Source organism: Nonomuraea sp. NPDC050536 (genome assembly GCF_044457685.1).
In the GTDB taxonomy this organism is placed as follows: Bacteria; Actinomycetota; Actinomycetes; order Streptosporangiales; family Streptosporangiaceae; genus Nonomuraea.
Genome location: NZ_JBITHD010000006.1, coordinates 219442 through 233956 on the forward strand (window position 1 = coordinate 219442; position 14515 = coordinate 233956).

At 72.4% G+C, this 14515-nt stretch carries 12 protein-coding genes; 10 read left to right on the forward strand and 2 right to left on the reverse strand.

From position 1 onward, the window contains the following. Positions 1-2 precede the first annotated feature (2 nt). From ACIBHX_RS19630 to ACIBHX_RS19660, 7 genes are read left to right on the forward strand one after another with little or no spacing between them, the layout of a single operon-like run. Positions 3-992 carry an ABC transporter permease gene (locus tag ACIBHX_RS19630; protein ID WP_397068543.1) on the forward strand — a complete coding sequence of 330 codons (990 nt, stop codon included), beginning with the start codon at positions 3-5 and terminating at the stop codon, positions 990-992. After that, positions 989-1825 (forward strand): ABC transporter permease, encoded by an 837-nt coding sequence (locus ACIBHX_RS19635; RefSeq protein ID WP_397068544.1) that lies wholly within the window; start codon positions 989-991, stop codon positions 1823-1825. Before ACIBHX_RS19630 ends, ACIBHX_RS19635 begins: the two co-directional genes overlap by 4 nt. Next, the gene (locus ACIBHX_RS19640; protein ID WP_397068545.1) at positions 1822-2772 is read left to right on the forward strand and encodes an ABC transporter ATP-binding protein; all 951 of its coding nucleotides are present in this window, start codon (positions 1822-1824) and stop codon (positions 2770-2772) included. Before ACIBHX_RS19635 ends, ACIBHX_RS19640 begins: the two co-directional genes overlap by 4 nt. Beyond that, positions 2769-3701: an ABC transporter ATP-binding protein gene (locus ACIBHX_RS19645; protein ID WP_397068546.1), complete on the forward strand. Its 933-nt coding sequence runs from the start codon at positions 2769-2771 to the stop codon at positions 3699-3701. Before ACIBHX_RS19640 ends, ACIBHX_RS19645 begins: the two co-directional genes overlap by 4 nt. Continuing rightward, a complete protein-coding gene (locus ACIBHX_RS19650) occupies positions 3698-4663 on the forward strand; it encodes a glycoside hydrolase family 3 N-terminal domain-containing protein (RefSeq protein ID WP_397068547.1) in 966 nt (321 codons plus the stop codon). The genes ACIBHX_RS19645 and ACIBHX_RS19650 overlap by 4 nt, the downstream gene beginning before the upstream one ends. Positions 4664-4708: 45 nt before the next feature. After that, positions 4709-5896, forward strand: a complete 1188-nt coding sequence (locus ACIBHX_RS19655) for a cellulase family glycosylhydrolase (protein WP_397068548.1) — start codon at positions 4709-4711, stop codon at positions 5894-5896. Continuing rightward, the gene (locus ACIBHX_RS19660; protein WP_397068549.1) at positions 5893-7116 is read left to right on the forward strand and encodes an alpha-L-fucosidase; all 1224 of its coding nucleotides are present in this window, start codon (positions 5893-5895) and stop codon (positions 7114-7116) included. Before ACIBHX_RS19655 ends, ACIBHX_RS19660 begins: the two co-directional genes overlap by 4 nt. Before the next feature lie 10 nt (positions 7117-7126). Here the strand turns inward: ACIBHX_RS19660 and ACIBHX_RS19665 are convergent, their stop codons facing one another. Further along, positions 7127-7717, reverse strand: coding sequence for an ArsR/SmtB family transcription factor (locus ACIBHX_RS19665; protein WP_397068550.1), 591 nt, complete (start codon positions 7715-7717; stop codon positions 7127-7129). Between the two features lie 66 nt (positions 7718-7783). On the opposite strand from ACIBHX_RS19665, the gene ACIBHX_RS19670 reads away from it, so the two are divergent. The 3 genes from ACIBHX_RS19670 (at position 7784) to ACIBHX_RS19680 (ending at position 10837) form a co-directional block, all read left to right on the forward strand. After that, positions 7784-9073: an MFS transporter gene (locus ACIBHX_RS19670; RefSeq protein WP_397068551.1), complete on the forward strand. Its 1290-nt coding sequence runs from the start codon at positions 7784-7786 to the stop codon at positions 9071-9073. Between the two features lie 57 nt (positions 9074-9130). After that, positions 9131-9937, forward strand: a complete 807-nt coding sequence (locus tag ACIBHX_RS19675) for a serine/threonine-protein kinase (RefSeq protein ID WP_397068552.1) — start codon at positions 9131-9133, stop codon at positions 9935-9937. Positions 9938-10021: 84 nt separating this feature from the next. Continuing rightward, on the forward strand, positions 10022-10837 hold the full coding sequence (locus ACIBHX_RS19680; RefSeq protein WP_397068553.1) for a hypothetical protein: 816 nt from the start codon (positions 10022-10024) through the stop codon (positions 10835-10837). Here ACIBHX_RS19680 and ACIBHX_RS19685 read toward each other — a convergent pair. Further along, positions 10827-14408 (reverse strand): NACHT domain-containing protein, encoded by a 3582-nt coding sequence (locus ACIBHX_RS19685; protein WP_397068554.1) that lies wholly within the window; start codon positions 14406-14408, stop codon positions 10827-10829. The two genes, ACIBHX_RS19680 and ACIBHX_RS19685, sit on opposite strands and share 11 nt — an antisense overlap. Between the last annotated feature and the right edge of the window lie 107 nt (positions 14409-14515).

The window sequence follows — 14515 nt, forward strand, 5'->3', positions numbered from 1 at the left end:
GCATGTCACGCTTCCTCGTCCGCCGGGTCGCCTTCTACCTCGTCACCGCGTGGATCGCGATCACCTTGAACTTCCTGCTCCCCCGGCTGATGCCGGGCGACCCGGCGGAGGCCCTGATCTCGCAGATGTCGCGCACGATGCCGCTCACGCCCGAGCAGGCCGCCGCGATCCGCCAGATGTTCGGCGGCACGCAGCGCCCGCTCTGGGACCAGTACCTGGACTACCTGGGCAGGCTGACCCGCCTCGACTTCGGCGTGTCCACCTCGTTCTACCCGCAGCCGGTCTCCGAGGTGGTGGGCGGCGCGATCTGGTGGACGGTGATCCTCATCGGCACCACGACCGTGCTGGCCTTCCTCGTCGGCACCGGGCTCGGCATCGTCGTGGGCGGCAGGCCGGGCTCGCGGCTGGACTCGATCCTGACGCCGGTCTCGACGTTCCTGGGGTCGCTGCCGTACTTCTGGGTGGCGCTGCTTGCCGTCCTGGTGTTCAGCATGCGGCTGAAGTGGTTCCCGATCAGCGGCGGCTGGGACGCCGACATCCCTGTCGGGTTCACGCCGGAGTTCATCGGCAGCGCCGTGCAGTTCGCGGTACTGCCCGCGTGCACGATCCTGCTCGCGTCGTTCAGCGGCTGGCTGTTCGGCATGCGGAACATGATGATCACGACCGCGTCCGAGGACTACGTGCTGCTCGGCGCCGCCAAGGGTCTCAAGCCGCGCCGCGTGCTGTTCTCCTACCAGGCGCGCAACGCGATCCTGCCGAGCGTGGCCGGGTTCGCCACCTCGATCGGCGCGGTGGTGGGCGGGTCGCTGCTCACCGAGGTGGTCTTCGTCTATCCGGGCGTCGGCACGCTGATGTTCAAGGCCGTCGGCAGCCTGGACTACCCGCTGATGCAGGCGCTGTTCCTGGTGATCTCGCTGTCGGTGCTGGCCGCCAACTTCATCGCCGACTCGGTGTACGGCCTGCTGGATCCCCGCGCCAGGGAGGTGCGATGAGACGCAACCCCAAGGTCGTCGCGGGCGTGGTGATCATCGCCGTCTTCGTGCTGATGGCCGTGGCCGGGCCGTTCGTCGTGGAGGCGTTCGGCCTGTCGGCGACGCGGCTGGACACCGCCAACCCGCTGCTGGCGCCGTCGGCGCGGCATCCACTCGGCACCACGATGATGGGCGAGGACGTGCTGGCCCAGCTCGTGGTGGGCACCCGCACCTCGCTGCTGGTCGGCCTGGTCGCCGGCACGATCGCGGTCACGCTGGCGGTGCTGGTCGGCGTCACGGGCGCGTACCTGGGCGGCAAGGCGGACGCGGTGCTGACCACGCTCACCAACGTGTTCCTGGTCATGCCGGGGCTGCCGCTGCTGATCATCGTGGCCAGCTACGTGCGCGGGCGCGGCGGCTGGCTGCTCGTGGCGCTCATCATCGGGCTGACGGCCTGGCCGTGGGGCGCCCGCCAGAAGCGTGCCCAGACGCTGTCGCTGCGCAACCGCGACTTCGTGATGGCGGCCGAGCTGAGCGGCGAGAGCAAGTGGCGGATCATCGCCTTCGAGCTGATCCCCAACCTGCTGCCGCTGATCTCGACCGGCTACCTGGGGGCCGTGATCGCCTCGATCTTCGCCGACGCCGGCCTGTCGTTCATCGGCCTGGGCAACATCAACATCACCAGCTGGGGCTCGATGCTGTACTGGAGCAACAATCAGCAGGCGCTGGTCCAGGGCGCGTGGTGGTGGTTCGTGCCGCCCGGCGCCTGCATCGCGCTGCTCGGCACCGCCGCCGGGTTGATCAACTTCGGCATCGACGAGCTCACCAATCCGCGGCTGAGGGTGGCGAAATGATCCTTGACGTCTCCGGACTGCGCGTGGAGTACCCCGGCGGGCTCGCCGCCGTCGACGGCGTGTCGTTCTCGCTGGAGCGCGGCGAGATCCTCGGCGTGGCCGGCGAGAGCGGCTGCGGCAAGTCCACGCTCATCACCGCGCTGCTGCGCCTGACCAGGCCGCCCGCCGCGATCACCGCGGGCTCGATCCGCTACCGGGACATGGACCTGCTGGGGCTGTCCCCGGAGGAGCTGAGGAAGCTGCGCTGGGAGAGCCTGGCCATCGTGCTGCAGAGCGCGATGAACGCACTCAACCCCGTGCACCGGCTCGCCGCCCAGTTCGTCGACGTGATCCGCGAGCACCGCGGCGGCGGCCGCAAACAGGCGCTGGAGCGGGCCGCGCAGCTGCTCGGGCTGGTCGGCATCCCCGCGGACCGGCTGCGGGCCTATCCGCACGAGATGTCCGGCGGGATGCGGCAGCGCGCCACGATCGCGCTGGCGCTGGCCTGCGAGCCCGACCTGGTGGTCATGGACGAGCCGACGACCGCGGTCGACGTGGTCATGCAGCGGCAGATCCTGCGCCAGATCCTGCGGCTGCGTGCCGAGCTCGGCTTCGCCGTCGTGTTCGTCACGCACGACCTCGGCCTGCTCATCGAGCTGGCCGACAGGATCGCGATCATGTACGGCGGGCGGTTCGTCGAGGTGGCGCCGGCCAAGGAGATCTACCACTCGCCCCGCCACCCCTACACGCGCGGGCTGCGTGACTCGTTCCCGCCGCTGCACGGGCCGCGGCGCGAGCTGCACGGCATCGCCGGCTCTCCCCCGGACCTGCGGCGGCCGCCGCCCGGGTGCGCGTTCGCGCCGCGCTGCCCGGTCGTGTTCGAGGACTGTTCGTCGCACGCGCCGGTCCTGACCGATCTCGGCGGCAGGCAGGTGGCCTGCTTCCTGCACCATGGAGTGTCCGCATGACCGAACCAGTGCTCGAGGCGGTCGGCGTCAGCATGCGCTTCCCGGCCGGCCGTGGCCGCGCCGTACACGCCGTGGAGGAGGCGAGCCTCGCGCTCCACGCGGGACGCACGGTGGCGCTGGTCGGCGAGAGCGGCAGCGGCAAGACCACGCTGGCCAGGATCCTGGCCCGCTACCACCCGCCCACCTCGGGCGAGGTGATCCTGCGCGGCGGCAACGGGCACTCCTACAAGCGGCAGGTGCAGCTGGTCTTCCAGGACCCGTTCGCCTCGCTGAACCCGGTCCACCGGATCGGATACATCCTGGGACGGGTGCTCCGCATCCACGGCCACGCCCGCGGCAGGGCCGAGCAGCGCAGGCAGGCGGCCGAGCTGCTCGACCGGGTGAACCTGCCCGAGGAGGTGCTGGACAAGTTCCCGCACGAGCTGTCGGGCGGGCAGCGGCAGCGGGTGGTGATCGCCAGGGCGCTGGCCGTACGGCCGCGCGTCCTGCTCGGCGACGAGCCGGTGTCGATGCTGGACGTGTCGATCCGGCTGGACATCCTCAACCTGCTCGCCCGGCTGCGGGACGAGGACGGGCTGGCGATGCTGTACATCACGCACGACATCGCAGGCGCGCGGTATTTCGCCGACGAGATCCGGGTGATGTACGCGGGTCAGATGATCGAGGGCGGGCCCGCCGAGGCGGTGACCGCCGATCCGCGGCATCCCTACACGCGGCTACTGCTGGCCTCGGCGCCTGACCCTGACCGCACCGTCGCCGCCCCCGAGGACGAGTCGGGCGAACCGCCCAGCCTGATCGATCCGCCGGGCGGGTGCCGCTTCCATCCGCGGTGCCCGGTGGCGATGGAGGTGTGCTCGCGGCGCTTCCCGCCGCGCAGCGGGGGCGAGCACTGGACGCACTGCTGGCTGTACGCGCAGGAGGACGCATGAGGGAACTGGTCGCACGCTGCCTGATGGCCGGGGTTCCCGGCACGTCGCTTCCGGCGGGGTTGCTGGACTTCTGCGGTGGTCTCATCCTGTTCACCCGGAACGTCGCGAGCGCCCATCAGGTGCGCGAGCTGACCGCGGCCGCACGGGCCGCCCGGCCTGACGTGCTGATCGCGATCGACGCCGAGGGCGGCCCCGGGGGGCATCTCCGCGCCCTGCGTTCCGCGGCGGACAGCCCGGAGGGCTTGCCCGGGCGGATGGGGAACCGGGCGCTCGGTCGCGCGGACGACGTCGCGCTCACGCGGCGGGCGGGGGCCGAGATCGGGGCGGAGCTGGCCGGGCTCGGCATCAACGTGGACTTCGCGCCCTGCGCCGACCTGGACTCGCGGGCCGACAACCCGATCATCGGGGCGCGCTCGTTCGGCGCCGATCCCGCGCTGGTGGCCCGGCACGTGGTGGCCTTCGCCTCCGGTCTGGAGAGCCAGGGGGTGGCGGCCTGCGCCAAGCACTTCCCCGGGCACGGCGACACGTCCGCCGACTCGCATCTGGAGTTACCCGTCGCCTCGCTGACCCCGCAGGACCTGGTGCCGTTCAGGGCGGCCGCCGACACGGGCGTGCCGATGATGATGAGCGCCCACGTCAGCTATCCGGCGGTCGACGCCGCTCCGGCGACGCTCAGCCGTACCGTGCTCACCCGGCTCCTGCGCGAGGACGTCGGGTTCGGCGGGGTGCTGGTGACGGACGCGCTGGAGATGCGGGCGATCAGCGACCTGCACGGGTTCGCCGAAGCGGCCGTGCTGGCGCTGGCGGCCGGGGCGGACCTGGTCCTCATCGCCGTCGGCGACGCGGACGTCGCCGCAGTGAACGACGCGGTCGTGGCCGCCGTGGAGTCGCGACGGCTGCCGCTGTCCCGGCTGGAGGAGGCCGCCGCCCGCGTCACCGCCCTCGCCCACCGCTACCCCTGACCACCCTGCGTTGGGGCTTGCCGTACTTCACGAAAGGTGCTCTTCATGCGTTTTGGCGTGAACTACACGCCGTCTCGGGGATGGTTCCATCACTGGCTCGACCTGGATCCGGCGTCCGCGCGGAAGGACTTCGACCAGATCACCGCCCTGGGACTGGATCACGTCCGGATATTTCCGTTGTGGCCGCTGTTGCAGCCGCACAGAGGTCTGATACGGCGGGCAGCGGTCGACGACGTCCTGCGCGTCGTGGACGTGGCCGCGGAGGCGGGGCTGGACGTGCAGGTGGACCTGCTGCAGGGGCATCTGTCCAGCTTCGACTTCTATCCGGCCTGGGTGCGGACCTGGCACGAGCGGAACATCTTCACCGATCCCGACGTGGTCGCCGCCCAGGCGGAGCTGGTGCGCACGGTCGCGGCGGCGCTGGCCGACCGGCCCAACCTGCTCGGGCTCACGCTGGGCAACGAGCCGAACAACCTGGTCGCGCACAACCCGGTCACGGCCGATGAGGTGGACGCCTGGCTCGACACCCTGCTGGCCGCCTGCGCCGAGGGCGATCCCGGGCATCCCCACGTGCACTCCGCCTATGACGCGACCTGGTACACCGACGACCATCCGTTCACGCCACGCGCGAGTGTCACGAAGGGGGCGCTGACCACGGTGCATCCGTGGGTGTTCTCCGGCGACTGCGCGCGCCGCTACGGGCCGCTGTCGGTGGAGACGACGCACCTGGCGGCCTACGTCGTGGAGCTGGCCAAGGCGTACGCCGACGACCCCGGGCGCCAGGTGTGGGTGCAGGAGATCGGTGCCCCCGAGCCGCACATCCCCGCCGCGGACGCGGCTGCCTTCGCCACGCGAGCGCTGCGCGCCCTCCTGGCCAGGCCGGGGCTGTGGGGCGTGACGTGGTGGTGCTCCCACGACGTGGACCGGCAGCTCCTGGACTTCCCCGAGCTGGAGTACACGCTCGGCCTGCTGACCAACGACGGCCGCGCCAAGCCCGTGGCCCACGCCTACGCCGCTGCCGCGTCCGAGGAGCGTGCAGTGGGCCTGGGAGGGGACGCGTTGGTGTTCGGGGGGATCCGGTCGGATTCGGCGCCCGGCGGTAGGTTCTTCGAGGCCTGGATGGCGCGGGCGGCGGCCGCCGGGCACGGTCCTGCGATCGTGCTGGCCTCGCGGGTGGACGACGCGGCGCACCTGGCCGGGCGCGGCATCACGAACGTTCTGGAGCTCTCATGACCATGCAGCCCTGGTTCCCCGACGCCAAGCTCGGGATCTTCGTCCACTGGGGGATCTACGCCGTCAACGGCATCCCCGAGTCGTGGTCGTTCTACAACGGGCAGATCAGCCACGACGACTACATGAAGCAGATCCCGGGCTTCACCGCCTCGGCCTTCGACGCCTCCGCATGGGCCACCCTGTTCGCGGAGGCGGGGGCGCGCTATGCCGTACTGACGGCCAAGCATCACGACGGGTTCGCGCTGTGGCCGACGGCGCTGTCGTCGCTGCGCACCGAGCGGGACCTGGTGGGCGAGTACGTGGCGGCGATGCGGGCGCAGGGGCTGCGGGCCGGGCTCTACTTCTCGCATCTGGACTGGTCGCATCCGGACTACGCGAGCGTCGGGTCGGGAGACAACCGCTTCGCCTATCCGCCGCCCGGGCAGGAGGACCCGGAGCGCTGGGAGCGCTTCCTGGCCTTCCACCGGGGGCAGCTGGCCGAGCTGCAGGAACGCTACGCGCCCGACCTGCTGTGGTTCGACGGCGACTGGGAGCGTTCCGCGGACCTGTGGCGGATGGAGGCGCTGCGGCAGGAGCTGCTGGGCCGCCAGCCGTCCGTGATCATCAATGGCCGGATGCAGGGCTTCGGCGACTACGCCACCCCGGAGCAGGGCGTGCCCATCGATCCGCCGGACGGGCCGTGGGAGCTCTGCCTGACGATCAACGACTCGTGGGGGTGGCAGGAGGGCGACACCAACCACAAGTCGGTCAGGCAGCTCGTCCGCGTCTTCGCCGAGACGATCGGCGGCGGGGGCAACCTCCTGCTCGACGTCGGGCCGCGCGCCGACGGCACCATCACCCCCGAGCAGCAGGTACGGCTGCGCGGCCTGGGATCCTGGATCCGCGCCCACGATCAGGCGATCTACGGCACGGGACGCGGGCTGCCGCCAGGGCACTTCAACGGCGCCACCACCCTCTCGGCCGACCGGCGCCGCCTCTACCTGTTCGTCTTCGACCGGCCCAACGAGTACGTCGTCCTGCGCGGCGTGCGCAACGCCGTCACCGGCGTACGGACCCTGGCGGGCAGGCCTCTCCCCCACACCCGCTTCGGCGGTCTCGGCGAGGTCCCCGGCTGGGAGTACGTCTACGTGGCGGACTCCGACCTGGACCCGCTGTGCACGGTCCTCGAGGTGACTCTCGACGGCCCCCTCGAGACCTACCGAGCCCACACCCGCGACTGAGCGCCCGCGGCTATGAGCCGGTGACGCCGACAGGGAAGCAGTCGAAGTGGACGACCACGTGTTCCGTGGTGGCGTCCGAGGGAGTGGGGCGCCGGTCGGAGAGCGCACGGTAGTGCTCGAGGACCTCGAAGACCTCATCGCGCAGCCGGGTCGTCTCCTCGCTCGTGAGACGTAGCGAGCGGCGGCCCAGGCTGCTGGCCTGCACCCACTCCTCGGGCGTGACGGGGGACTCCTCGCGCCAGCGGCGCAGCTCGGCGGCGCGCTGGCGGAGCAGGTCGTCGAGCAGGAACTCGACCGCGGTCGAGGCCTCGGGATCGTCCTTCGGCGCCGTGCCGTAGGAGAAGCCGCCAGGGACCAGCCGCCAGTACTTCTCCTTGCCCTTGCCGAGCTCCGGCGCCACCTCGATCATGCCGTGCCTGGCCAGCTCGCGCAGGTGGTAGCTGGTGGCGCCGGTGTTCTGCCCGACCATGTCCGCGAGCTTGGTGGCGGTGGACGGCCCGTGCTCGTCGAGCAGCTCGTACAGCCGCAGCCGCAGCGGGTGGGCGAACGACTTCAGCGCGCCGGAGTCGAGGGTTCGCGCGGAGAAGGACTTGCCTGCCATAGTGTGCACACCTATCTTTGCAAAGAAACCTATGCACAGATTCCCTTACACACTATCGGAGTCCCCATGTCGTCGTCAGTGCGCGGAGGCCCCTCGAGGGCCTTCTCCTTCCTGCTGGGGTCCACGGCGGCGTCGAACCTGGCCGACGGGGTGCTCAAGGTGGGGGCGCCGCTGCTGGCGGTGAGCATGACCCGCTCCCCCGCCGAGGTCTCGCTGATCGGGACCGCCACCACGCTGCCGTGGCTGCTCCTCGCCCTCCCGGCCGGCGCCGTCGCCGACCGCATGGACAGGCGGCGCGTCATGGCGGTGGCCAACCTCCTGCGCGCCGGCGTCCTGCTGGGCATCGCCACGGTCCTGCTGCTCGGCGTGCGGAACCTGTGGGTGCTGTCCGTCGCGGTGCTGCTCGCGGGCGTGGCGGAGGTGTTCGCCGACACGTGCGCGCAGGCGGTGCTGCCGATGACCGTGCCGCGTGAGCGGATCGCCTGGGCGAACGGCCGCGTCGTCGGCACGCAGACCGTCGGCAACGACTTCCTCGGCGCGCCGCTCGCGGGCCTCCTGGTCGGCGCCCTGCCCGCCGCGATCCTCGGCGCCCCGGCCCTGCTGTACGGCGCGGCCGCCCTCCTCCTGTCCGGCATGCGCGGCGCCTACCGCCCCGCCCGCCCTCCCGCACCGGAGACCGCGCGGGAGGCAGGCGGCGGGAAGCCTGACTGGATGAGGGAGATCGGGGAGGCGATGCGGTTCCTGTGGGGCCATCGCTTCCTCAGGGTGCTGGCGGTCTCCGCGGGGATGCTGAACCTGGCCAACGCCGCCTACTTCGCCGTGTTCGTGCTGTGGGCCGTGGGCGACGGGTCCGCGATCGGCATCCCGTCCAGCCGGTACGGGCTGATGATGACCGCGCTGGCCGCCGGCGCCCTGGTGGGGTCGCTGGTCTCCGCGCGGGTGACCGTACTGCTCGGCGAGGGCAGGACGCTCGTGGTGGCGTGGCTGGCCGACGTCCTGCTGCTGCTCGTGCCGGTGATCGCGCCGGTGGAGTGGGCGCTGTACCCGACCGCGGTGCTGCTCGGCGTGTTCGGCGCGGCGGCCAACGTGCTGGTGATCTCCACCCGCCAGCGGCTGATCCCCGACGCGCTGCTCGGCCGGGTGAACTCGGTGTACCGCCTGATCGGGATGGGCGGCATGCCGCTGGGCGCGGCGCTCGGCGGTCTGGTGGGCGAGCTGGGGCTACAGATCGTCTTCTACGGGGCCGTGGGCGTGGGCCTGATCGCCGTCGGGCTGGTGTGGCGGGCGCTAACAGATCGAATTTCCGAGCCTCTGACCAGCGCACCCAAGATTTCAGACATATCCAGATCACGTTAAGTGCCCTATCCCCTGCGCTGAGATGACATGATTTATCCCGAGCAATGAGGGGATGGCATGCGGGAGATCGGCGGACGGTACCTCCTTAACGAGGAGGCCGGTCGTGGGGGTATGGGCGTCGTGTGGCGGGCGTTCGATCAACTCCTTCACCGTCAGGTGGCACTCAAGGAGCTGACTCTGTCCGGCGAGGCCGAGATGGTGCGCAGGCGGGTGCTCAGGGAGGCCAGGATGGCCGCCGGGCTGACCCATCCCAACATCGTCACGGTGCACGACCTCATCGAGGAGAGCGGCAAGCTCTGGATCATCATGGAGTACTTGGACGGGCTCTCCCTGCACCAATTACTCTCCCAGGTCGGCACCCTGCCGGCGCAGTCGGTCGCCGCGATCGGCCAGCACCTGCTCGCCGCGCTGCGCACCGCGCACCGGGCGGGCGTGCTGCACCGCGACGTCAAGCCGGCCAACGTGATGCTGACCGGTGACCGGGTGGTGCTCACCGACTTCGGCATCGCCACCGCCGAGGGCGACATCCGCATGACCGCCTCGCGCCGCCTGCGCGGCACCCCGGCCTTCATGGCCCCTGAGAGGCTGTACGGCGGGCCCGCCAGCAAGGAGGCCGACATGTGGTCCTTCGGGGCCACCCTGTACAGCGCGGTCGAGGGGCAGCCGCCGTACCCGGGTCAGGACGCGGCGACGGTGCTCGGCATGGCGCGCAGCGGCACGTTCCCGACGCCGCGCCGGGCGGGCGTGCTCCGCCCGCTCATCGAGGGCCTGCTCTATCACGACCCGGTGCGGCGCTTCACACCGGAGCAGACCGCCGGGCTCCTGGCCGGGATGCGGGCCAGCACCTACCCGGCCGCCATCTAGGGCTTCAGGTTCCTTCAGCTCCGCTTCAGGCGCGCCTGGCGAGCCTGTCGAGGGCACTGCCCCTGACTCTCGAGGAGCCTTCCGATGAAGAACCCCTTGCCGGTGTTCCTGGTCGCGGCGGCGACGCTGCTGGCCACGGCCACGCCGTCGTACGCCGAGCCCACGCCGTGGCCGTCCCCCACCACCACGCATGCCGACCCTGCGATCTTCGGGGTGTCGGTGAGCCCGAACCCGGTGGTGCTCCGACCGGGTGAGTCCAGGACCGTCACGGTCACCGTGAACGGCAGGGACCTGCGTGAGGTGCGGATCTCGATCGGCTCCGGCTCGTACGCGCCGCTGAGCGGCAGCTGGAGCGCGTCCACCACGGTCGGCTGGGACGACCCCGAGGGCACCTGGCCGGTGCACGTGTCGGCGACGGGCGCCGACGGCAGGCAGTACACGGCGGACTCCTCGTTCACCGTGCGGCACGAGGGCTACCACAACCCGCGCCCGGCCGGGCCGCGGGCGACGCGGATCGCCGATTTCGACGCGAGCCCCGAGCCCGTACGCACGGGCCGCAAGCTGACGCTCACCGGCGAGCTGCAGGTCGCGCAGTGCTACGGCGACTGGTACTACGTCTGGGACGGCTCGGGCAGGACCCGGGGCGGCGAGGACAACTGCCGCGACGACCGCGGCTACTGGAACGACTGGCACTGGCTGGGCGCCCAGGAGGTCGGCGTGTACTTCCTGCCGAAGGGCTCGCACCGCTGGCAGTACGTCGACACGATCGAGACCGACGACGACGGGTCCTTCACCACCCAGGTGCGCGCCTACCGGTCCGGCACATGGGGTGTCCGCTTCGCCGCCACCGGCCGCCTGGGCTCGTCCGAGGCGTACGACTACGTGCGCGTCAAGCGCTGACCCGGCGAGCCACCATGACGATCACGACCACGGACAGGGCCGTCAGCGTGAGACCGCCGAAGATGAGCCACGGCGAGAGCTGCTGCCCCAGCTCGTAGCCGATCGGCATGGTTCCGAAGGCCGCGGCCGCCAGGGCGGCGACCAGGAGCAGCGGGGATGAACCGCGCGCGGCCGTGGCCGCCAGCAGCGCCGCCAGGCCCAGCACGACCAGCCCGATGACGGGCTGGGACGGGCTGTAGGCCAGCACGTCGGCGACCCCGGGCAGGCTGCTCGGGGTCACCGTGGACATCAGTTCGTCGCGCACCATGCTGCCGATGCCCTCCGCGGTCTGCAGGAGGGCGGCCACCCCGGCGAGCACGGCCACGGAGGCGGCGGCCTGGGCACGCGCGACGGCACGCGCGGGCCCCAGGAGCGCGAGCAGCGAGGCGGTAACCGCCACGGCGGCCACCGGGACGATCATCACGAGCAGCGCCCCCGGCGGCGGATCGCGCAACATGGCCAGCTCCTCGAAGCCGGGGAGCGCGACGATCCCCGCCAGCACCACGGCCGCCACCTTGATCGCCAGGTAGGCCGTGGCGGCGGCCACGACAGGATGCCGGTACCAGGCGGCCACGACGACCGCCCCGCAGGCGAGCAACGCGATCCCCGGTGCCATGGACTCAGCGGGAATCGACAGCGCGCATGCCGCCAGGGCGGCGCCGGCCACCAGGGCGCCTCCGCTCCCGCGCGCCCAGCCCCGCATCGCTCCGCGCACCTGCCCCAGTGCCGGAAGCAGGCAGCACGTCGCCGCCAGGGCCGCGACCACGGCCGGCCACGGCAGACCGGCGAGGGGCACGGCGCACACGACCGCGGCGATCGAGGCCACCCCCGCGAAGGTCACCAGCCGCCCACCGGGGAAGGCGGCGAAGGCGGCGGGCACGTAGGCCAGGGTGGGCACGCGCCGCCACCACCGCAGCGCGACCAGGGCCAGCACGGCCATGCCGCCGAGGATCCAGGATGGCGCCAGGTCCCACGGGTCCGTCTGGTACCGGTGGACGAGGACGAGCCACACCGGCGCCCCCGCGAAGCAGGTGGCGGCGACCGCCGCGGCGATCCGATCCCTGCGCAGCAGGGCGACCACCACGAGCGCCACGGCCAGCGCCGTGCTCGCCCACACGGCGAACCCCTCCCACCCCGCGGGCACCAGCGCGGCCCCCGAGTCCATCGGATCCGGGGCCCGCGCCCCGGCCAGCGCCGCCAGGGGCAGAGCCGCGAGCGCCATGGGCCCGCCGTACAGGAAGGACAGGGAGGTGGCGGCCAGCAGTCGCGCGGTGCCCGACCACCACGCCGGCGCCAGCCCGATCACCAGGCACGCCACCAGCGGCCAGACGGGGGACACATCGCCCACGGCCAAAGTGCCGACCATCAGGACCGGCACGGCGAACCCGAGCGCGACCCGCGTGAACAGCGCCGGCACCAGCAGCGGGACGGCCAGCAGGAGGAACTCCCAGACTGACCGCGACCTCGGGTGCACGAGCATGGCCAACATCGCGCCCGAGCCCAGCCCGACCAGCAGCCTGCCGAGCACGATGAGCAGCACGATCACCAGCAGGCCCACCACCAGCTGACCCGTGTCCCTGCCGACGGCGCGCAGGACGGGGGAATCCGGCCAGGTCTCGATCGTGTTGCGCGCCCGCACGATCACCACGAGGGAGACCACGGCGAGCCAGATCGTGCCGATCACGACCCGGCCCGGGTTCATCAGCCCGCCGATGGCGACCGCCGCGACGGCCACCAGGAGCAGCACGCGCCCCAGCCGGGCCGAGGCGAAACGGAACGCACGGTCGACGGCCGTGCCGCGCGCGGCACGGCGCTCGGCGGCCAGCTTCCGTTCCTCGGCGTAGGCGGCGACGAGGTAGTCCATCACGTGCGCGTGGCGGAACTCGTAGACGGCGCCCGTCTGGCGCAGCACGCCCCGCCGGTAGGCGTCGTCCAGGAAGGCGGGCAGCGCCCACGGCAGCCGCCCCGCCAGCGGCAGCCAGAGCCTGGCCAGCACCAGCCACCTCCCCCACGGGCTGCAGACCAGCACGACGGAGACCACCAGCAGGACACCCAGGGGCACGTTGTCCCAGAACGGCTCGCCGTTCATCAGCGCATCGAGCGCCCCGAACTCGAGCCCGGCGATCATCGCGCCCATCGCCATCGCCGCCAGGGTGCCCTTGCGGTGGGCCGCGAGCACCGAAAGCGGCGTGGCCGTGGCTCCCCTGACCAGCACGCGGTCCAGGTCGACCGAGGCCAGCCCGAGCCCGAACAGCGCGGCGAACCCGAAGGCGAGCCACGACCGGCTCAGCAACCCGAACCCGGCGCCGAAGGCCAGCGCCAGCACGTTCCTGCGCGTGCGGTCCGGCACGCGGGCCGCCAGGTCCCACCAGGCCACCTCCCGGCCCTGGCCGGCCAGGTAGCCCAGCCACGAGCGCGCCCGCCGGTATCCCCACCGGGCTCCCCTGGTGCCGTAGACGGCCGGGAGGAACGCGCCGAACAGGTGCCTGCGGACGTCCTCGGCCGTGGTGAAGCCCTCCAGCTCGGCGGGGTCGCGGCCGCCGCTGTAGACGGTCCTGGCCAGCGCCACCAGCAGCGGGGTGTCGAGCGCTTCGGCCAGCGGCCCGTCGGGGCGGGCGCGCATCCGCTCGAGCACCGGCTCCCACGCCCCGCCCCTGCCGGTCCTGGGCAGGTATCCGGCCAGGTCCTCCACGTCGAGGGTGGCGAGCTCGATTCCGGCCGCCCAGCTGACCGGCCTGGCCTCGGCCACGGCCGCCAGGTACTCCTCCGGCCGGGTGGTCAGCACCAGCGGCGTCGTGGTCTCGTTCAGCGCCCGCAGCGCCGGGAGCCGCCGCTCCCGCGCCAGCTCGTCGAACCCGTCGAGCACCGGCAGCACCATCCCGCCCGCCACCAGCTCGGCCGCCCGCCCGGCCACAAGCGGGTAGTCGCGCGCCAACTGCCCGGCCATCCAGTCCTCCAGCGGCTGCTCGACCGGGTCCCACCGCGCGATGCCGAACAGCACCGGCACCCGCCCGCCCGGATCACGCCCGTCCAGCAGGTCGAGCACCAGCCGCAGCGCCAGGATCGTCTTGCCCGCGCCCGCCTTGCCGAACACGACCAGCCGCCCCGACGGGATCCCGCGGTAGACGGCCGCGACGTCCTCCAGCCGCCCCGCCAGCTCCAGCGTCGGCGCCCGGTGACCGGGCAGCGTCCGCGTCACGTTCAGCGGGTGGTCGACCAGGTCCGCGCCGGCGGGCCGCCAGGTGATCTGCAGCGGGAACGGGTCGTGCACCCGCCGCTGGATCTCCTCCCTGCGCCACTGCGTCCCCACCGCTCGGGCCAGCGCCTCGGCCGCGTCCTTCTGCTCCGCCGCCGGCCTCCTGCCGGCGATCTCGGCCACCAGCACGAGTACGGCCAGCACCCCCACGCCCGCCCACACCCAGCCCCGTAACCAGGGCTCGATCTGGACCGACCCGGTGGCCAGGTTGCCGGCGAGCCCGAGCAGGATCGCCGGCAACGCCAGCACGGTCGCCAACGCCGGCCGCCGTCGCACCGACCCCTCCCCCCGTCCCTCACCGGTTGGATCGCCCGGCCCCGCCACCGCTGTTACATCAGGGCGCGTACGGCAGTCATTGCCCGGCGAAGCGTGAGGGCGGCGAG

Bases quoted from the DNA above. Each gene is read 5' to 3' on its own strand.
- ACIBHX_RS19630 (WP_397068543.1), top strand. From the start codon at position 3: ATGTCACGCTTCCTCGTCCGCCGGGTCGCCTTCTACCTCGTCACCGCG.
- ACIBHX_RS19635 (WP_397068544.1), top strand. From the start codon at position 989: ATGAGACGCAACCCCAAGGTCGTCGCGGGCGTGGTGATCATCGCCGTC.
- ACIBHX_RS19640 (WP_397068545.1), top strand. From the start codon at position 1,822: ATGATCCTTGACGTCTCCGGACTGCGCGTGGAGTACCCCGGCGGGCTC.
- ACIBHX_RS19645 (WP_397068546.1), top strand. From the start codon at position 2,769: ATGACCGAACCAGTGCTCGAGGCGGTCGGCGTCAGCATGCGCTTCCCG.
- ACIBHX_RS19650 (WP_397068547.1), top strand. From the start codon at position 3,698: ATGAGGGAACTGGTCGCACGCTGCCTGATGGCCGGGGTTCCCGGCACG.
- ACIBHX_RS19655 (WP_397068548.1), top strand. From the start codon at position 4,709: ATGCGTTTTGGCGTGAACTACACGCCGTCTCGGGGATGGTTCCATCAC.
- ACIBHX_RS19660 (WP_397068549.1), top strand. From the start codon at position 5,893: ATGACCATGCAGCCCTGGTTCCCCGACGCCAAGCTCGGGATCTTCGTC.
- ACIBHX_RS19665 (WP_397068550.1), bottom strand. From the start codon at position 7,717: ATGGCAGGCAAGTCCTTCTCCGCGCGAACCCTCGACTCCGGCGCGCTG.
- ACIBHX_RS19670 (WP_397068551.1), top strand. From the start codon at position 7,784: ATGTCGTCGTCAGTGCGCGGAGGCCCCTCGAGGGCCTTCTCCTTCCTG.
- ACIBHX_RS19675 (WP_397068552.1), top strand. From the start codon at position 9,131: ATGCGGGAGATCGGCGGACGGTACCTCCTTAACGAGGAGGCCGGTCGT.
- ACIBHX_RS19680 (WP_397068553.1), top strand. From the start codon at position 10,022: ATGAAGAACCCCTTGCCGGTGTTCCTGGTCGCGGCGGCGACGCTGCTG.